This is a genomic window from Rhizobium sp. B230/85, from assembly GCF_019355735.1.
In the GTDB taxonomy this organism is placed as follows: Bacteria; Pseudomonadota; Alphaproteobacteria; order Rhizobiales; family Rhizobiaceae; genus Rhizobium; species Rhizobium rhododendri.
In genome coordinates this window covers 2,475,430-2,494,040 of record NZ_CP072156.1, presented here as the reverse complement: position 1 = coordinate 2,494,040, position 18,611 = coordinate 2,475,430, and the positions used below count along the sequence as shown (strand labels likewise).

The 18,611-nt window shown below is 62.8% G+C and carries 18 protein-coding genes; 11 read left to right on the top strand and 7 right to left on the bottom strand.

What is annotated here, in order from left to right; genetic code table 11:
* Nucleotides 1–3 precede the first annotated feature (3 nt).
* Complete coding sequence (locus J5289_RS12110) at nt 4–2,028, bottom strand: GAF domain-containing protein (RefSeq protein WP_209183914.1); 2,025 nt, start codon at nt 2,026–2,028, stop codon at nt 4–6.
* Between the two features lie 268 nt (nt 2,029–2,296).
* On the opposite strand from J5289_RS12110, the gene J5289_RS12105 reads away from it, so the two are divergent.
* The 5 genes from J5289_RS12105 (at nt 2,297) to J5289_RS12085 (ending at nt 8,425) form a co-directional block, all read left to right on the top strand.
* Complete coding sequence (locus J5289_RS12105; protein WP_133255649.1) at nt 2,297–2,512, top strand: hypothetical protein; 216 nt, start codon at nt 2,297–2,299, stop codon at nt 2,510–2,512.
* Between the two features lie 348 nt (nt 2,513–2,860).
* The gene (locus J5289_RS12100; protein WP_374108267.1) at nt 2,861–4,126 is read left to right on the top strand and encodes an arsenic transporter; all 1,266 of its coding nucleotides are present in this window, start codon (nt 2,861–2,863) and stop codon (nt 4,124–4,126) included.
* Between the two features lie 140 nt (nt 4,127–4,266).
* Nucleotides 4,267–5,904: a DUF1800 family protein gene (locus tag J5289_RS12095; RefSeq protein WP_209183912.1), complete on the top strand. Its 1,638-nt coding sequence runs from the start codon at nt 4,267–4,269 to the stop codon at nt 5,902–5,904.
* Between the two features lie 10 nt (nt 5,905–5,914).
* Complete coding sequence (locus tag J5289_RS12090; RefSeq protein ID WP_209183911.1) at nt 5,915–7,081, top strand: DUF1501 domain-containing protein; 1,167 nt, start codon at nt 5,915–5,917, stop codon at nt 7,079–7,081.
* Between the two features lie 171 nt (nt 7,082–7,252).
* Nucleotides 7,253–8,425: an acyltransferase family protein gene (locus J5289_RS12085; protein WP_209206540.1), complete on the top strand. Its 1,173-nt coding sequence runs from the start codon at nt 7,253–7,255 to the stop codon at nt 8,423–8,425.
* A 12-nt stretch (nt 8,426–8,437) separates the two neighbouring features.
* Here the strand turns inward: J5289_RS12085 and J5289_RS12080 are convergent, their stop codons facing one another.
* On the bottom strand, nt 8,438–8,830 hold the full coding sequence (locus J5289_RS12080; RefSeq protein ID WP_111221789.1) for an acyl-CoA thioesterase: 393 nt from the start codon (nt 8,828–8,830) through the stop codon (nt 8,438–8,440).
* 189 nt (nt 8,831–9,019) lie between these two features.
* Here J5289_RS12080 and J5289_RS12075 point away from each other — a divergent pair, with 189 nt between their 5' ends.
* The 4 genes from J5289_RS12075 (at nt 9,020) to J5289_RS12060 (ending at nt 12,937) form a co-directional block, all read left to right on the top strand.
* Nucleotides 9,020–10,255: an extensin family protein gene (locus J5289_RS12075; protein WP_209183909.1), complete on the top strand. Its 1,236-nt coding sequence runs from the start codon at nt 9,020–9,022 to the stop codon at nt 10,253–10,255.
* A gap of 163 nt (nt 10,256–10,418) precedes the next feature.
* A complete protein-coding gene (locus tag J5289_RS12070; RefSeq protein WP_142823002.1) occupies nt 10,419–11,345 on the top strand; it encodes an ABC transporter ATP-binding protein in 927 nt (308 codons plus the stop codon).
* A complete protein-coding gene (locus J5289_RS12065; protein ID WP_209183907.1) occupies nt 11,342–12,103 on the top strand; it encodes an ABC transporter permease in 762 nt (253 codons plus the stop codon). Before J5289_RS12070 ends, J5289_RS12065 begins: the two co-directional genes overlap by 4 nt.
* A gap of 96 nt (nt 12,104–12,199) precedes the next feature.
* Nucleotides 12,200–12,937, top strand: coding sequence for a glycerophosphodiester phosphodiesterase (locus tag J5289_RS12060; protein WP_209183906.1), 738 nt, complete (start codon nt 12,200–12,202; stop codon nt 12,935–12,937).
* Nucleotides 12,938–12,982: 45 nt separating this feature from the next.
* On the opposite strand, the gene J5289_RS12055 is transcribed toward J5289_RS12060, so the two are convergent.
* From J5289_RS12055 to J5289_RS12040, 4 genes are all read right to left on the bottom strand, one after another.
* Nucleotides 12,983–13,471: a nuclear transport factor 2 family protein gene (locus J5289_RS12055; RefSeq protein ID WP_111221794.1), complete on the bottom strand. Its 489-nt coding sequence runs from the start codon at nt 13,469–13,471 to the stop codon at nt 12,983–12,985.
* A 192-nt stretch (nt 13,472–13,663) separates the two neighbouring features.
* The gene (locus tag J5289_RS12050) at nt 13,664–14,365 is read right to left on the bottom strand and encodes a TIGR02281 family clan AA aspartic protease (protein ID WP_209183905.1); all 702 of its coding nucleotides are present in this window, start codon (nt 14,363–14,365) and stop codon (nt 13,664–13,666) included.
* Nucleotides 14,362–14,547 (bottom strand): DUF1289 domain-containing protein, encoded by a 186-nt coding sequence (locus J5289_RS12045; protein WP_209184124.1) that lies wholly within the window; start codon nt 14,545–14,547, stop codon nt 14,362–14,364. Before J5289_RS12045 ends, J5289_RS12050 begins: the two co-directional genes overlap by 4 nt.
* Before the next feature lie 18 nt (nt 14,548–14,565).
* A complete protein-coding gene (locus J5289_RS12040) occupies nt 14,566–15,285 on the bottom strand; it encodes an adenosylcobinamide-GDP ribazoletransferase (RefSeq protein ID WP_247749099.1) in 720 nt (239 codons plus the stop codon).
* Between the two features lie 201 nt (nt 15,286–15,486).
* On the opposite strand from J5289_RS12040, the gene cobT reads away from it, so the two are divergent.
* Nucleotides 15,487–16,515 carry a nicotinate-nucleotide--dimethylbenzimidazole phosphoribosyltransferase gene (cobT, locus tag J5289_RS12035; RefSeq protein ID WP_209206541.1) on the top strand — a complete coding sequence of 343 codons (1,029 nt, stop codon included), beginning with the start codon at nt 15,487–15,489 and terminating at the stop codon, nt 16,513–16,515.
* A 119-nt stretch (nt 16,516–16,634) separates the two neighbouring features.
* Nucleotides 16,635–17,018 (top strand): diacylglycerol kinase, encoded by a 384-nt coding sequence (locus tag J5289_RS12030; RefSeq protein WP_247749098.1) that lies wholly within the window; start codon nt 16,635–16,637, stop codon nt 17,016–17,018.
* Here J5289_RS12030 and J5289_RS12025 read toward each other — a convergent pair whose 3' ends face one another.
* The gene (locus J5289_RS12025) at nt 17,019–18,545 is read right to left on the bottom strand and encodes a HAMP domain-containing sensor histidine kinase (protein WP_209206552.1); all 1,527 of its coding nucleotides are present in this window, start codon (nt 18,543–18,545) and stop codon (nt 17,019–17,021) included.
* Between the last annotated feature and the right edge of the window lie 66 nt (nt 18,546–18,611).

The window sequence follows — 18,611 nt, the reverse complement described above, 5'->3', positions numbered from 1 at the left end:
CTGTCAGTTCGCCCTTTGGAGCTGTGAAAGCGCGGCGGTCATTTCGACCGAGTAGCCCAGGCTTGAGTAACTCTGCGTAACGCCGCCTGTTCCCATGAAGCCGCGTTTAATCAGCCTTGAACCAAAACCGGTGCGTGTAGGCTCTGTCACCGGCGGGCCGCCACTCTCCGTCCACCGCATCGTCAGCACGCGGTTGCCGTTGCTCTCAAGCACCTGCCACTCGACCGCGACACGGCCGTCCTCGTTCGAAAGGGCACCGTACTTCATGGCGTTGGTCACCAGCTCGTGGAACAGCAGCGACACCGACAGAGTGCTGCGCGGACCGAAATTGATGGACGGCCCGTGCACGTCGATCCGCTCGGTGACACCGAGGGTTTCGGCAGTCCGCATGAGGACTGCGCCGATGTCCGCCCCGTCGCTGTCCTGGGTGATAAGCGAATCGTGGGCGGAGCTAAGTGCGTATAGCCGGCGCTCGAAATTGCGAACATGCTCCTGCTCGATGATCGGCCGCAAGGTCTGCGAGGCGATCGCCTGGACCATCGCGAATGTGTTCTTCAGGCGATGGCCGATTTCGCGGTTCAGCACATCCTGGTCGGATTCCGCCTGGAGCCTGGCGATAGCAAGATGCATGCGGTCGCCAAAACTGCGCACGAAGTCGATTTCCTGCTGCGTCCACTCGTGCGGTCTGTCGTGGTGGACGAAGACGGCCAGCTTGAACTGTCCGTGGTCGAAGACCGGCAGGTTGACGAGGACATGGATGCCGATATCGAGCAGCGCTTGTGCCCTGTGGCGGGTACGCGGGTCGGTCGCGACATCGGTGACGATAACCGTCTGACCTGCCTTCAGCTCATCGACGAAATCGCCGTAGTCGCGGAAATGGTGGAGACCGGCGAGGCTGGCAACGCCGGGCGCTCGCCATTCCGGCTGGATCATCAGGGTTTCGGCGACGACGTCGACCAGCCCGAAACCGGCACGGCTGGCGTCCAGCGCCTTGGCCATCAGGTCGGAGGCTGCCAGCGCCATCGATTCGATGTCGTCGAGTTCGCGCAGCCGGTCGCCGAGATCGAGCAGCGCCTGGACGCGCGCCGCATCCCGCTTCAGCGACGTGACGTCCTGGACCATGCCGAACATGGTGATCGGCTTGCCGTCGGCGTCGTACTGGTACTTGGCGTGGCGGGAGATCCATCGCGTCCCGTGGTTTGCCGTCTGGATGCGGTATTCGACTTCGACAGGCGCTGCCCCATTCCTGCGGGTCGCCTCGTTCGACTGTATATGGCGGTCTTCCGGCACGACCATCGACTCGAACAGCGAGGTCGGATGGACGTCGGCGGGGGGCACGTCGAAGATGCGGCAGAACTCGTCGGAGGCGCGCACCTGGCTTGTGGCAATATCGATTTCGAAGGTGCCGATGCGTCCGGCCTGCTGGGCGGCGACGTTCTTGTTGGCGCTGTTGCGGATGCTGGCGGCGAGACGTTTCTGGCGCTGGAAGAGTTCGTCCTTGCGGTGGGATACGCGCCGCGTTTCCATGAAGGCGACCACCTGGCGCGCCAGTGCCCGCAGCAGGTTCTGCTGGTTTTCATCCAGCCCTTCCGGGCGTGGCACCGTATCGATGACGCAGAGCGTGCCGATCACCGCGCCACCGGGCACGATCAGCGGCGCTCCGGCATAGAAGCGGATGAATGGCGATTGGGTGACGAGTGTATTGTGCCGGGTGCGGGGATCGACGGTGAGGTCGGGAATGATCAGCAGTTCCGGCGACGTCAGCGCATGGGCGCACACCGACTGGTCGATCGGCGTTTCGCCGGGCTCGAAACCGATCCGTGCCTTGAACCACTGCCTATCGGCCTCGACGAGGCTGACCAGCGATACCGGGGTATTGCAGACGGTAGAGGCGATGTAGACGATATCGTCGAATTCCGGCTCGGGCGCGGTATCCAGGATGTCGTAGGCCTCCAGCGCTTCCAGGCGGCGGAGATGATCCAGGTCGATCGCATCGAACGGCGTACGGATGGGTGTGTCATCGCTCATCGTCAGCTCAGTTCCAGTTCAACGCAATCGAAAGTATGGATGCCGAATAGTATAAAAGATGGCAACGAGATTGCCAGCCGGTTATTGCCCATGAATGATTATCCGCAGCGCTATCGATTGACCTTGGAGGCCGCTTAGTGTTGATTGCGCTTATATAGTTAGGTCTGTTCGTTACCGCACGGAACGGCAGGCAAGTCAATTGGATAGCGGCCGGGGTGATGATTTTCATGCCCCGGTTTGGCTGTGAGCAGAACGCGGAGACCGACCCATGACCGACGCGCCGACAAAAAGACCAACCGCGATAACCAAGATCGACGCGACCAACGAGGCGGCCTACACGCTGATCGACGCGCGCGACAGCGCCCGCGAAGCCAAGACCACGCGCCTGCGCGCCCTTCGCCTTGCCAAGGAAGAAGAGGACGCCAAGGCCGCCGCCGCAGCGGCGCCCAAGAAAAAGCCGGCAAAGAAAAAAGCTGCGGAGTAATCGCCTTACCCAGCGCAGGCCTTTTTGTTTGATCCCGGGTGAAAGTCCTTGGCGCGGACCATCCGTGAGGTCGACAGGGCGGCTTTTCGTTCGCTGCGGCTGATTTGTACGCGACCCACTCCGGGACGCGGCCGGCACCTCCCACATGCCTGAATGAACCCGGTGTCCGGCAGTCTTCACGACTTTGGTCCGCTGCCGTGGTGATCCGGGGAGGGCGCTTAACGTAGAGGGTCGGCGCTGCCGGCACCGTTGTCCGGCCCGACGCCAACTATGACATTCAACACAATGATTTGGTCGGGAAACCAGGAGGCAAGACATGCAGGCAGCTCTAAGGACGGGCCCGAGCCTATGATGAGCCACGCCGTTCCCCTGACGTGGGGCATCGCCGCCCTGACCGCGCTTGGCGTCATCACGCGCCCGTTTCGCTGGCCTGAAGCCATATGGGCCGTTGCCGGCGCCGTGCTGCTGGTTGCCCTCGGGCTACTAACGCTGCCGGAGGCATGGGAGGGCGTCGGCAAGGGGCTCGACGTCTACCTGTTCCTGGTCGGCATGATGCTGCTCTCCGAACTTGCCCGCCGCGAAGGGCTGTTCGACTGGCTGGCCGCCATCGCCACCAGTCGCGCGAAAGGGTCGCCGGTCCGGTTGTTCGCACTCATCTATATCGTCGGCACCGTCGTCACCGTGTTCCTGTCCAATGACGCGACCGCCGTGGTGCTGACGCCGGCCGTCTACGCCGCGACCAAGGCCGCCAAGGTCAAGGAGCCGCTGCCCTACCTGTTCATCTGCGCGTTCATCGCCAATGCTGCAAGCTTCGTGCTGCCGATCTCCAATCCCGCCAATCTGGTGATTTTCGGGGGCGGTCACATGCCGCCGCTCGGGCGCTGGCTTGCGACCTTTGCGCTGCCCTCGATCGCGGCCGTCGTCTCCACCTATGTGCTGCTCTACTGGACGCAGCGCCGCGTGCTGTTGCAGGACAGCGTCGCCAGCAATGTCGAGGCGCCGCATCTGACGCCGACCGCAAAGCTTGCCGGTGCCGGTCTCGTCGTCACCGCGCTGATCCTGATCGGCGCCTCGGCATTCGGTCTCGACCTCGGACTGCCGACTTTCGTTTGCGGTCTCGTGACGGCAGCGCTGATCGTGGTCGTCGGCCGGGAGAGCCCGATGGAGACATTGCGCGCGATGTCTTGGAGCGTGTTGCCGCTGGTGGGAGGGCTTTTCGTCGTCGTCCAGGCGCTGGAGAAGACCGGGCTGACCAAGATACTGGCCGACCAGCTTTCGGCCGGCGCCGCCTCGGCACCGGGACAGACGGCGGCGGTTGCCGGCGTTGCCGTCGCCTTCCTTGCCAATCTCGTCAATAACCTGCCGGCAGGCCTCGTTGCGGGCGGTGCGGTCCAGGCGGCGCATGCCTCCGATACCATATCCGGGGCGATCCTGATCGGCGTCGATCTCGGCCCCAACCTGTCGGTGACCGGCTCGCTGGCGACCATCCTGTGGCTGACGGCACTCCGGCGCGAAGGGCTGCAGGTCGGAGCCTTTGCCTTCCTGAAACTCGGCGTCGTGGTGATGGTGCCGGCGCTGCTTCTGTCGCTGCTCGCCTTGATCGTCCTGCATTAACGTCCGGACAGGTTCGTCCACGTCCGGTTACATCTTGTCCATGTCTGGAAAAAGCCGCATTTTCCGAACATTCCGGACGCAATTGGCTGGCAGCCTGTCACTCGTTCTTGATCCCCGAATGAACGATAACGGTGGCAGGCATGAGCATTTCTTTTCAGACAATGGCAGCGTTGCGGTTTGGCACCGGTCTTCGGCCGGGCGAACCGCCACCTGCCGACAAGCAAGCCCTTCTCGCGCAGATCAGGGACGGTAGCACCAGCCCGCCGCTGTTTCCCGTCGGCGGGTTCGATGCCCGTCGCAAGGCGGTGGCCGATGTCGCCGACCAGCTGCAGGCGATCCGCAAGGGAAACGATCCCGATGAGACCAAACGGGCGCGGGAGAATGCGGTCTACCACCGCCTCGACGCCATCTACCAGCGCGACGCCGACGCGCGCATCGCCCAGGCGGTGTTCTCGCCGAATGGCTTCTACGAGCGGCTGGCAAGCTTCTGGGTCAACCATTTTTCCGTCAGCGCCCAGAAGACCCAGCAGATGCGTTTGATCGTGCCGCTCTTCGAGGCCGAGGCGATCCGTCCGAATATCGGTGCACCGTTTCCCGTGCTTCTGAAAGCGGTGACGCGCCATCCGGCGATGCTGATCTATCTCGACCAGTCGCAATCGCTCGGACCGAACTCGCCCGCCGGCCTGAAACAGAAAAAGGGTCTCAACGAAAATCTCGCGCGTGAACTGATCGAACTGCACACGCTCGGTGCGGGCAGCGGCTACACCCAGGCGGACGTGCGCTCGGCCGCCATGGTGCTGACCGGTATCGCGCTCGACCGGCAGGCGGTGTCGGTGGATTTCAAGCCGGGCATGTCGGAGCCCGGCAGCCATGACGTGCTGGGCGTGACCTATGGCGGCAAGGTCCGTCGCGAGGGCGACTATCTGGCCATGCTCGACGATCTCGCGCTTCATTCAAAGACCGCCCAGCATATCTGTCGCAAGCTGGTCGCGCATTTTATCGCCGACCAGCCGCCGCAAGCGATGATCGACGTCATGGTCGATTGCTGGAAGAACACCAAGGGCGACCTGACCGCCGTCTATGCCACCATGCTCGACCATCCCGATGCCTGGAGCGGCGAGGGTGCCAAGGCGCGTGCGCCGTTCGATTTCGTCGTCGCCGGCCTGCGCGCCCTCAATATGCCGCGCAATCCAGTGGCCGTCAGCCCACCGCCGCAAAGCCTCGAAGTCGCCGATGCAACGCCACCGGCAGCAGCAGCTGCCGCGACGATGGCGCCATCGGTCACTCCGGCCGTTGCGCCTGCGCCAGCCAATGCAGGCGCGCCGGTCGCTACAGCCGGTGCGGCGACCATGGCCAACACCATGAGCGGCGGCGGCACAGGTGCACAGATGTCACCGCCCGGCGATATGGCGGCCGATGCCGAGGCGCAGCGGCGCAAGCAGGAGCAGGCGGCCTTCGACGCGACCCTCTATGTGCCGCGGGGCCTCGGGCTCTATGCCCTTCGCCGCATGGGTGAGCCGGTGTGGGAGCCGCCGAGCCCTGCGGGCTTTCCCGACAGTTTCGATGCCTGGATCAATGCCAGCGCCCTGTCGGAGCGGCTCGCCTGGGCCCGCCGTGCCGCCGGCCGCTACGGCAAGCAGGACGATCCGCGCGAGTTCCTCAAGACGACGCTCGCCGATGCGGCGCGAGACGACACCATCCGTGTCGTCTCGCAGGCACCCAACCGGATGACGGGGCTGACACTGGTGCTCGCCTCGCCCGACTTCAACCGACGCTAGGAGCAGGATCATGTCCCTTTCCCGCCGCAGCTTTCTCGCCTCCGCCTGCTGCCTCGCCGCAGCGCCCGTGTTCACGCCGATAAGCTTTGCCGCGATGCCGGGCGACAACCGGTTCGTCACCATCGTCCTGCGCGGTGCCATGGACGGGCTGGACCTTGTTCAGCCCTATGGCGACGCGTCTTTTGCGGGACTGCGACCGGATATCGCCATCAGGCCGGACCAGGGCCTTCTCGACCTCGACGGCTTTTTCGGGCTTCATCCCGCAGCCGCCGGGCTGATGCCGATGTGGAAGGCGAGGGAACTGGCGTTCATCCACGCGGTCTCGACCCCCTACCGCAATGCGCGCAGCCATTTCGACGGCCAGGACATGCTGGAATCGGGCGGCGATCATGTGGCGGAGGAAAAGACCGGCTGGCTGAACCGGGCGCTCGCAGTGATACCGCGCTCGACGGCGCGCAAGGCGATCGACATCAATACCTCGACGGAACTCATTCTCTCCGGGCCGAACATCGCCGATGTCTGGGCTTCGGATTCGACGCTCGGGACGGGGGGCGACGAGGCGCAGTTCCTGAAGCGCCTCTATGCCAACGACCCGGCCTTCGCCAAGGCCATGGAGGAGGCGACGCGGGCAGACCAGTCGGCCGAGATGGGCATGCCGCCCGGCGCCAAGCGGGGCGAACAGATCGCCGATATCGCTGGGCTGGCGGCTAAGATGCTGCGCGGCGACTATCGGATCGCCAGCTTCTCGATCAACGGCTGGGACACGCATGTCCAGCAGGCAAGCCAGTTCAAGAAGGCGGCCGGAGACCTGACACAGGCGATCGTAACGCTGAAAGATACGATGGGGCCGGACGTCTGGAAAACGACGGTGGTGCTGGCGATGACCGAATTCGGCCGTACCGTCCGCCAGAACGGCTCCGGGGGAACGGACCACGGCACCGGCGGATGCTGTCTGCTTGCCGGCGGCGCGATCGAAGGCGGCAAGGTGCTCGGCAAATGGCCGGGTATCGGCGACCAGCAACTGCTCGACGACCGGGACCTGATGCCGACGGCCGACGTCCGCGAAGTCGCTGCGGCCATGCTCTACAAGCAGTTCGACGTGCCGCCCGGCGATCTTAACGCCAAGATCTTTCACGGGCTGGATTTCAGCAAGGGCTCGCAGTTCCTGAGGGTGTGAGTATTGCCTCTGTCGGTATAACGGGAGAGGCTGCGGTGCGGCCTCCCGGATGCAATCCGAGATGGCACCCGTTACGATTTAATTAACTTCTCATGCTTACCTTGGATTGTGAATTGTCGGGTGCCTGGACGCTCGCGGTTGTGTCAGTCTTTTTGACGCTTGGGGGCGGGCATGGGAAGGAATGGGCAGGCACAGCGCCGACACGATATCGACGTGATCCGCGTCGTGCTTTTCGCGCTTCTGATGGTCTATCATACCGCACTTATCTTCGGGACGAGGTCTTGGCTGCTGCAGGCCAGCACTCCGAACCGGGCCTTCGATCTGCTGCTGCTTGCCTTGCATCCGTGGCGCCTCGGCCTGCTGTTTCTCGTGTCCGGGATATCGACAGCAGCGCTCGCCAAGCGGCTTGCGCCTGCCGATATCCGCAAAAAGCGCTCGCTCCAGCTCATTTCGCCCTTGCTGCTCGGCATCTTCGTGCTGGTGCCGCCGCAGATCTACCTCGCGCTCAAGGCTGCGTCGGCGACGGACCTTCCCTATCTGGATTTTTGGGGGATCTATCTCCAGTTCGGCACCATCATGGTCCAGGATGGCCAGGCGGTCTCGCTGGTCAGCCTTCAACACCTCTGGTTCATTGGCTATCTCTGGCTCTATACGGTCGTCCTGACCCTGGGCCTGGCGTTTCTGCGCGGCTGGCTTTCGCCTCTGACCGCAGGTCTCAGGCGCCTGGTGGAGGGGCGTGGCCTGCTTGTCTGGCCGATCCTTTATCTGGCGGTTCTGCGCCTCACCCTTTTCCCGATCTTCGGCGAGACGATGGAGGTGGGCTCGGACTGGTACGCCCACATCGTCTATTTCTCGCTTTTCGCATTTGGCTATGTGATTGCCGAGGACGAGAAATTCTGGGCGACCGCGGTCCGCTACCGAAAGCATGCGGCGCTTGTCGCTATCGTTTCGCTGGTAATCCTGGCTTGCCTGCTGGTGGCCTATCCGCCGGGCGCCCGCAGCTTCGGGGTGGCTGTGATACACCGCGTCGGGCGATCGATCTTCCAGTGGTCGGCGATGGTGGCGATACTCGGCTACGGTCGCGCCCTGATCACCCGGCCTCACCCGGTGATCACCTACCTCAACAGGTCGGTGCTGACCTGCTACGTGCTGCACCAGACGGTGTTGATCGCCTTTGCCTACTGGTGGATGCGAAATTTCGGGCTCGACACCGGTTCGTTCTTTTTGATCGTTGTTGCGACGATCGCCTTTTGCCTTGCGCTTTACGAGGTCCAGCGGCAGATAACCCGGCTGGTGAAGGCCAGGTTCACCCCTGTTTTTCCGACACAGTTGCCCCTGGCGTGAGGTGGCCTCCCGTCATTCCTCCGCCGGCGGAACGGCTTTCGGCTTTCCGTCATCGGCGAGTGCCACCATGATGAAGGTGCCTTCGGTTACCTTTTCCATCTTCTGGTAGCGCGACCGCTGTGCCCAGGCTTCGATCAGCAGGGTGATGGAGGTTGTTCCGACGCGGGTGATGTGGGTGTAGATGCTCAGCGTATCGCCGATCTTTACCGGCAGCTGGAAGGCCATTTCCTTGACGGCGGCGGTGACGACGCGGCCCTTGGCGCGCTCTGCGGCGCGGATGCCGCTTGCCAGATCCATCTGCGCCATGACCCAGCCGCCGAAGATGTCGCCGGCCGGATTGGCGTCGGCGGGCATCGCCAGGGTGCGCAGCGTCAGTTCGCCCAGCGGCTTGGCGGTGTCGTTCATGTCGGCTTCTCCTGTCGGGCCTAATCTATATGATGCACCGTAAGGCAAACGCCGCCGTTTGCAAAAGGGCCGGTGCCATGTTTTCCCGGCCATTTCGCGGGCGTTCGCGCCGCTAAGCTTTCATTCACCAATTTTGCTTAAATTTGTAGACGATTGCCGATCGATTGCGGCGTCGGAAGTGGTGTGTGTATGGCGTATTTTCCCTTTCTGCGGCGGGCATTGCTGCCCGTTTTGCTATCGTCGACACTGATTGCCTGTTCTGCCGACAGCCTTGTCCCGCCGTCGGGCATCGACAACAAGACGCGTGTCGGTTCGATCCAGCCGCGTCGCTCCGTACCGACGAATGCACCGAGCCAATACACCTACCAGAGCACGACAACGCCGGTGAGCTCGGCCTCTGTCGACTACCTCGATACGCCGAACCTTGCCGATGTCGGCCATGTCAGCGGCAGGCAGTCTGCGATCCAGTCGCCGGATGCGATGGTGGCGCCGCAATCCACCGGCTTGGCATCGCAGCATTCCGTCCAGAATTCCTCTCCGGTGCCTGCCGAAGGGATCAACATGGACGCCGAGCTCGGTGTCGGTGGCACCCCGCAACGGGTCGTCGGGCTGGCCGAGGAGGAAGAGCAGAACATCGCCGAGGGCCAGTCCGACGAGCCGGTTGTCAGTGGCATCGGCACGGACAATCCCGTTCAGGCGAACCGGCCTGTGCTGCGCACCAGCGCCCAGACGCAGATCTCGCAATCGACCGCGCCACGGCTGCAGGGGCAGCAGGTGGCGATGTTGCCGCGTGTGGAAAATCCGATGACCACCACGGAGCCGCAGTACGAGGCGCCGCAAGCGCCACCGCCCATGTCGGCCGGCATGCCCAATTCCGAATTGCAGTGCCGTCAGCAGCTGCGCCAGATGGGCGTCGTCTTCCAGGACAAGCCGGCGATCTCGCAAGGACCAGCCTGCCAGGTTCCCTATCCGGTGTCGCTGCGCGGCCTCTCCGGCAACATCGCCGTCCGGCCGGCGGTGACGCTGAACTGCCAGGTGACACTGGCCTTTGCCAAATGGGTCAAGAACGAACTGGCTCCCTCGGCGCGGCTGCGCTACCTTTCCGGGATCGGCACCATCATCCCGCTCGGCGGCTATTCCTGCCGGCGGATGAACAACAGCGCGCAACGCTACAACCCGATGTCGGAGCATGCGCACGGGAACGCCATCGATGTGGGCAAGTTCGTGCTGAAGAATGGCCACGCCATCGATATCCGGAAAAAGGGGCTGTTTTCCTTCCGCGAAGGCGCGTTGCTGAAGGCGGTGCGCACCGACAGCTGCAACTATTTCGACACCGTCATGGGCCCCGGCAGCAATCCGGAGCACTGGAACCATTTTCACTTCGACCTTCGCGAGAGGAAGGGCGGACGGAGGTACTGCAACTGAGAAGGATGCCGCTGCGGATGGCAGCGACCGGCAACTCAGCCCTGTAACGGGTCATCTCTGCTGCCGAATAGATTGTTCGCCGGGCGCGCTCTGGCAAAACTCCGGTTCGAGGTTATATAGCGGGCTATTGCCGCAAAAATAATCAAAGAGCCCCATCTCGCCCATGCCCCCGATCGTCTCCATCCGCAATCTCACCAAAGTCTATGACAACGGATTTCAAGCACTGAAGGGGATCGATCTCGATATCCAGAAGGGCGAGATCCTGGCCTTGCTCGGGCCGAACGGCGCCGGCAAGACGACGATGATTTCCATCGTCTGCGGCATTGCCAACCCAAGCGGCGGGACGGTGCTCGTCGACGGTCACGATGTCGTCAAGGATTTTCGCGCGACGCGGTCGATGATCGGGCTGGTGCCGCAGGAACTGACCACCGACCAGTTCGAGACCGTCTTCAACACGGTGAGCTTTTCGCGCGGCCTCTACGGCAAGAAGGCCAACGCCGCCCATATCGAAAAGGTGCTGCGCGACCTGTCGCTGTGGGACAAGCGCGACAACATGCTGCGCGAGCTCTCCGGCGGCATGAAGCGCCGGGTGCTGATTGCCAAGGCGCTGAGCCACGAGCCGCAGATCCTGTTTCTCGACGAGCCCACCGCCGGCGTCGACGTGACGCTGCGCAAGGACATGTGGCAGGTGGTCGAAAAGCTCCGCCAGACGGGCGTCACCATCATTCTCACCACCCACTATATCGAGGAAGCCGAGGAGATCGCCGATCGCGTCGGGGTCATCAATGGCGGCAAGCTGCTGCTGGTCGAGGACAAGACGGCGCTGATGGCCAAGCTCGGCCGAAAGCAGCTCATCCTCGACCTCGACACGCCGCTCGCCGTCCTTCCACCCAGCCTCGAAGGCCGTGGGCTGACAATCGGCGAGGGTGGCTTGTCGCTCATCCACGAGCTCGATGCCGAAAACGGGCACGGCAACATCGCCGGGCTGCTGACCGACCTTGCCGCTGCCGGTATTGCCTTCAAGGACCTCTCGACGCGGCAAAGCTCGCTCGAGGATATTTTCGTCCAGCTTGTCGGAGACGATCAATGAATTTCGAGGCCGTCAAAGCCATCTACATGTTCGAAATGGCCCGCACGCGTCGCACGCTGCTGCAAAGCGTGGTGTCGCCCGTCATCTCGACGTCGCTCTACTTCATCGTCTTCGGTGCGGCCGTCGGATCGCGCATCCAGGAGGTCGAGGGCATCTCCTATGGTGCCTTCATCACGCCCGGCCTGATCATGCTGACGTTGCTCAGCCAGTGCATCACCAACGGCTCGTTCGGCATCTACTTCCCGAAATTCGTCGGCACCATCTACGAGGTGCTGTCGGCGCCGGTGGCGATGACCGAGATCGTGCTCGGCTATGTCGGGGCGGCGGCCACCAAGGGAATGCTGATCGGCGCGATCATCCTGTTGACGGCGAATTTCTTCGTGCACGTCACCATCCAGCATCCTTTCATGATGGTGCTGTTCTTCGTGCTGACGGCGGTGACGTTCAGCCTGTTTGGCTTCATCATCGGCATCTGGGCGAAGAATTTCGAGCAGCTCAATCTCATCCCGATGCTGGTCGTGCCACCGCTGACCTTTCTCGGCGGGAGCTTCTATTCGATCGGCATGCTGCCGCCCTTCTGGCAGGCTGTCAGCCATTTCAATCCGGTGCTCTACCTCGTCAGCGGTTTCCGCTGGAGTTTTTACGGGATCGCCGACGTCAACCCGCTGGTCAGCCTCGGCATGGTGCTGTTCTTCCTGGCGATCTGTCTGGCCACCGTCTACTGGATCTTCAGAACGGGCTATCGGCTGCGCAACTAGGCCTTTCCACCGCCCACGCGCCCTCCGTCGCAAAGCCGATACAAAAGCCGTCTACCTAAAGCGGTCTTGCAACGGCATGGGCTGGTGGAGCAGACAATGACATTCGGATCCTGGATTGACACCGGGCGGAGCCGGCCTCTGGTCATCGCCCATCGCGGCGGCGCGGCACTCGGTCCTGAAAACTCCGCGATAACATTTTCGCTGGCAGGCGAGGCTGGCGCCGATGCGGTGGAGACCGATGTCCGCGTCAGTGCCGACGGCGCTCTCGTCTGCCTGCACGATGCCGACATGCAGAGGATCGCCGGCGACCCCCGTTCTGTCGAGGCGCTCGATCTCGCAACGCTGCAAGACCTCGTCCCGGACCTTCTCACCCTCGAAGCAGCGATAGCCGCATCTGCACCGCTCGGCATCCTGCTCGATGTGAAATTGACGGATGGAACGCACATCGCCGAGATCGTCCGCACCGTCGAGGCCGGCGGGGCATCCCGGCGCGCCATCCTCGGGCTGCGCAGCATGGGTCTGATTGCCGAGGTCCGAAGCATGGGCTGTGAAATGGCGGTCCTCGGATTGTTGCCCGATGCCGATTCGTCTGAGGAAGCCGCTGACCTCGGAGCGGACTGGTTTCGCCTGTGGCAGGGCGAGGCCAGCGCCGACCGCATCGCCACGGCCCGCAAAGCCGGCCTGCAGGTCGCCATCATGGTCGGCCAACCGCGCAACGTGGCGTTGCCGCACTATCCGCAGTTCCCGGTGGGACTGGTGGATGCGGAGGGGCTGGAGAAACTGCGCAAGCTGGCCCCGGATGCGATCATGCTCGACGATCCGCGGTTGCTGTGAACCAACCAGCGTCGATCGCCCATTCATGCGATATCCCCTTGATCCTCAGGGTTTCAATGCCGAATCCCAATGTTCATCCGCTTTGCCATCCTTAAAACGCCAGCTGTCAAACCAGGTGGTGGTATAGGTCTTTGTCGGATCTTTGGCATCCTTGACCTCGCGCGGATAGGCGACGGTGACAATATCACCTTCGGCCACCACGGAGACAATCTTGGTGCTCATCTTTTCAGGAACAGGACTTGGCTTCTTGTTGAGGACCTTTGTGAAATAATCAATCACACCCTGACGCCCCGACGCAGCATTGGGATTGTGCTGAATATACCGCGCAGTCAAATACTGATCAGCGCGATCCCATTGATTGGCCTCGAGCAGTTCCTTGATGATCTTATAGGTCACTTGTTTGTTGTGGTTCAGCGCAGGATCTTTGCTGGTAAACAGCTGATCGGGACCGGCCACACCCACAACAGCCTCTTGCGCAAATGCGCCAGAACCAAGCGTGAGAGCAAGAACAAAGGCAGCGACGGGCAGCTTCATGACATTTTTCCTAAGTGTCGACAGGGGTTGGCCCGCGCACCTTAAAACATACAGAGAAAGGCACAAGGCGGTAGAAAATCCACCAATAGGCACAAAAAGCAAACCATCAATTTTGGGGAATCACCGCTGCAATTTCCGCCAAAATTTCATCTCGATGCTCATCCAGCCGTGGCGACTTAGTGGCGGACACCGTCAGTCCCGAAGCCGCAGTTCGTCCGTCTGCATCTGCATAGAGCCGAGGGTTTCGAGGAAGCTCATGCCGAGCAGGCTCTGGTCCAGCTTGCCGTCCTCGGAGACGGCGGCGGCTACGTCCTGGCGGGCGATGGGGCCGATGCCGACGGATTTGAGGGTCACCGGCGCGGCACGGCCCCGGCCGTTGGCGGTCATGATCGACATCGAATAGTTCATGGTCTTCGGGTCGAGACCGATGCGCCTTGCGTCGGCCTGGGTGAGGGCCAGCAAGCTTGCGCCGGTGTCGACGAGCATGTTGATGCGGTGGCCATCGATCATCACGTCTGCCGAGAAGTGGCCGTTCAGCAGCTTGTGGAGGATGACTTCCTGGCCGCCTTCGCTGGTGGTGACGACGAAGGCCCGGCCGGGGATGAGGCCGGCCATCAGCCGGTTGCCGGCGTCCAGCGCGTCGTAGCGGTAGAGATAGGCGGTCGCCAGCGCCAGCAGGATGACCAGCCAGATGAACAGGTTGCGCAGGGTCTCGCTGACGGTGCGCCGGCTGGCCCAGATACCTGCCGCCAGCATCAGGCTGATCGGCAGGAGGTAGACGATGCGGCCGAAATCCTCGTTGTCGATGCCGAAGGTGGTGCCGCTGTCATGGTTGAAAACCAAAAGTGCCAGTCCGATGGCAAGGATGCCGAGGAAGACGGTGACACGGTTCATTCGGCAGCGTCCCGGCGGGGGACGAGATCGGCCAACCGGTCCGGCAGTTTCGCCATGATTTCATGGCGCCCGGCATCGTCGTAGGTCGACCAGCCGCCGATTTCCGCGAGCGTGCGGCCGCAGCCGACGCACAAGCCGCTGTCGGCGTCGATGTTGCAGATAAGTACGCAGGGTGTTTGCATGGGCTTCATATCGGGGTTTCAGACGGCCATGGCAAGGGCGCAGAGAACGGCGATCTCGCAAATCTGCTGCGTTGCGCCGATGGTGTCGCCGGTGTGGCCGGAAAGCCTGCGCCGGACATAGGCGGTGAATGCCAGGGTGGCGACGACGCCAAGGCCGATGACGTCGAGGAGGGCGATCGTCGTCAGGCTCTGCCAGAGCAGCAGTGCGCCGAGCAGCAGGCCGCTTACGACCGCTACGAGGGTTGCCTCGCGGTCCGGCTGGCCGGCGGCGGCAGCGACGCCATCTGGCCTTGCGACAGGAAGACGGTGCCAGTGCCAGACCAGCGCGGCGCGGCTGAGGGCGGCGGTGGCGGGCAACGTCAGGGCTGCTGCAAGAGGATGCAGACCGCGTGCGATGGCGGCAAGGGCTGCGGCGCGCAAGGCAAAGGAGAGGATCAGCGCCACGGCGCCATAAGTGCCGATGCGACTGTCCTTCATGATGGCAAGCGCCCGCGTCGCATCGCGTCCGCCGCCGAGCCCGTCGGCAGTGTCGCTGAGGCCATCCTCGTGCAGGGCGCCCGACAGCAGCGTCTGCAGGCCGAGCGCCAGAAGCGCTGCGAGCAGAGGATCGACATCGCCGGCTGCGAGCACGCCGAACAGCAGGGCTGCGGGGAGCGCAATCAGCGCGCCGGCAATGGGGAAGGCGCGGGCGACCTGCCCGAGATTGCCGTCATGGCCATGGAAGACGGCATCCGGCATGCGTATGCGGCTGAGGAAGCCGATCGCGCGGGCAATATCGGCGGCGTAGGCGGTGATGGCTTGCAGCCTTGCGATGGTGGTCGGTCCTTGTGAAGGCGGGGGCCGCGACGCTTTTGCAGTTGTTCGCGCCGGCTTCCGTGATTAAGAGAGTGGCCAGCAAAAAAAAGCCGATTTGCGACGAAAAGACAAGGAACCAAAACGATGAGCGTCAGCGGCCTTCCCTTCGACGATTTCCGTGCGCTGCTGCGCGATCTGCCGGGTCCCGACCAGCGGGCGCTTGTCGATGCGCGCGAGCGGGATGCGCAGCTGACCAAGCCGCGCGGCTCTCTCGGCCGGCTCGAGGAAATCGCTTTCTGGCTGGCGGCCTGGAGCGGTCGCAAGCCCTCCGTCACCCGGCCGCTGGTGGCGATCTTTGCCGGCAATCACGGTGTCACGCGCCAGGGAATTACGCCATTTCCGCCTGAGGTCACGCAGCAGATGGTCGAGAACTTCTCGGCCGGCGGCGCGGCGATCAACCAGATCTGCGTCGCCTACGACCTCGGCCTCAAGGTTTTCGACCTGGCCTTGGAATACCCGACCGGTGATATCACCGAGGAGGCGGCGCTGTCCGAGCGCGACTGTGCGGCGACCATGGCTTTCGGCATGGAGGCCATCGCCGGCGGCACGGATCTTCTCTGCATCGGCGAAATGGGCATCGGCAACACGACTATCGCGGCGGCAATCAACTACGCACTCTATGGCGGCACCGCTGCCGACTGGGTGGGGCCCGGCACGGGCTCGCAGGGTGAGATGCTGCAGCGCAAGACCGCAGCGGTCGAAAAGGCCGTGGCGCTGCACCGCGACCATTTGTCCGATCCGCTGGAAATCCTGCGTCGTCTCGGCGGTCGCGAGATCGCGGCTATGGCGGGTGCCATCCTTGCCGCTCGCGTCGAGCGCATTCCCGTCATCCTCGACGGCTATGTGTCGACGGCGGCAGGCGCGATCCTCAAGGCTGCCAATCCCGCTGCCCTCGACCATTGCCTGATCGGCCACGTCTCCGGCGAGCCGGGCCATATGAAGGCGATCGAGAAGCTCGGCAAGACACCGCTCCTAGCGCTCGGCATGCGGCTCGGCGAGGGTACGGGTGCAGCCCTTGCCGCCGGCATCGTCAAGTCCGCCGCCGCGTGCCACTCCGGCATGGCGACATTCGCAGCGGCCGGCGTCAGCGACGGACACAGCCACACCCACTGATTGGCAGCAAAGACCGGTGACATCGACTGACGGGATCGGGGCGCTGCGGCATCTTGAATTGCAGCTGAGGGTTCTGTATGCGCAACGCATTCTGAATGCGATGGCCGGAGAACGCGCACTTGTCGAAATCAGCAGTCACCAAGGAAACCGGCGTACGACACTTCTTCGCCGCCGCCGGCTATTCCTGGGGAGGTTTTCGCCGCCTGCTGAAGGAAGCGGCCTTCCGCCAGGAACTGCTGTTCTTCGTCGTGGCGCAAATCATCCTTTTTGCGACCGGCACGCGGCTTTCGGATATCCTGGTCTCGATCTTCCTGTTTCTCGGATTGTTCGCGGCCGAAGCGCTGAATACGGCAGTCGAAGAGGTCATCGATCGCATCTCGCCGGAGCTCTCGAACGTCGGCAAACACGCAAAGGATCTAGGCTCCTTCGCCGTCTTCTGCATGCTCGTCGCCTGCGGCCTGCATCTCGCCTTCACGGTGTTCAGCCACTACTGGCTGGGATAATCAGGCAAAACTCCGGCGTTTCTTGTCGATCGAAGGAGTTTGTTCGGCGGGGAGGGTCTGGAGGACGCGCTTGGCGGGCAGGATGGCGATGACTTCGGTGCCTTCGCGCAGTTTCGATTTCAGGATGAACTGACCGTCGTGCTTGGCAAGGATCGCCTGGACGATGGGCAGGCCGAGGCCGGTGCCCTGTTCGGCGCTCTTGATGGCAATGGAGCCCTGGCCGAAAGCCGAAAGCACGATCGGGATCTCCTCTTCGGGAATGCCCGGGCCGTTGTCCTTGATCGAGACATACTGGCCGCCGCTGAGTGTCCAGCCGACCTTGACCACCACTTCGCCGCCCTGCGGCGTGAACTTGACGGCATTCGACAGAAGGTTGAGGATCACCTGGCGAAGAGACTTTTCATCTGCCCAGACGGATGGCAGCGAGCCCTCGAACTGCTGCGAAATCGAGATGTTCTTGCCTCTGGCCCGCAGTTGCACCATGCCGATGCAATCCTCGGCGACATCTAGCAGCGAGATTGCCTCTTCGCTGAGGTCGTACTTGCCGGCTTCGATGCGCGACAGGTCGAGGATTTCGTTGATAAGGTTGAGCAGATGCTGGCCGGAGCGGTGGATGTCGTCGGTGTATTCCTTGTAGGTCGGGTTGTTGAGCGGCCCCATGACCTCGGCCGACATGACCTCGGAAAAGCCCAGGATGGCGTTCAGAGGCGTGCGCAATTCGTGCGACATCGAGGCGAGGAAGCGCGACTTGGCAAGATTAGCCTCCTCGGCGCGGCGCCTTGCCTCATCAGACATGGACTTGGCAACCTCGAGTTCCGCGATCAGGTCATCTTTTTCCGATTGGAAAAACAGGATCTTGAGATTGAACTGGAACATCCGATTGCCGATGAAGACGAAAAAGATCACGGCTGCGGCAAAGGTTGAGGCGAGGCCGATATCGAGCAGGTCCCGCGTCAACACTGCCCTTAGGGCGAGCGCTATCGCAGTTGGTGCGAAGGCATAGAGGACGCTGCGTGGCAGCAGGAAATTGGACATCGCCATGACGCAGAGTGCGACCAGCAGGGTGGCGCCCTTGTAGAGCAGGAAGCCGTCGCCGTCGCAGGTGTCGCAGCCCTTCATGGCGAAGGCAGCCCAGCAAAAGCCGACCAAAACTTGCCCGAACAGCAGTATCCGCCGCCATTTCTGCGCGGTCTCGACGGTCAGTTGCTTGCGGCTGGCACGCTGGCCGAGCACGAGGTTGACGGCATGGGCGCTCAGCGTCAGCAACGCCCACGCAAGGAAGCCGATGTCGTGGGTGAGGTAGAGGCCAAGCGCCGAGACGACGATGACGAACAGCGGAACGAGCGTGGCGCCCTGCAGCATGTTGCCGATGTACATGGAGAGCAATTCACGGTCGAAACTGCCGATATGACCGGATTGCAAACGCTCGCGCGTTTCGCGCACGGCTTTGGACACCGCCTTGTTGCGATGGCTTCGCGACCGATCAACAATGATCTTGTCCGAGGAGATGCTGGTGCCGGTACTCATGTGCACATACTTGCTCTGAAGATGGCCAAAGCGTATGCCGGAATCCTTAAGAAGATGCTGCCATGC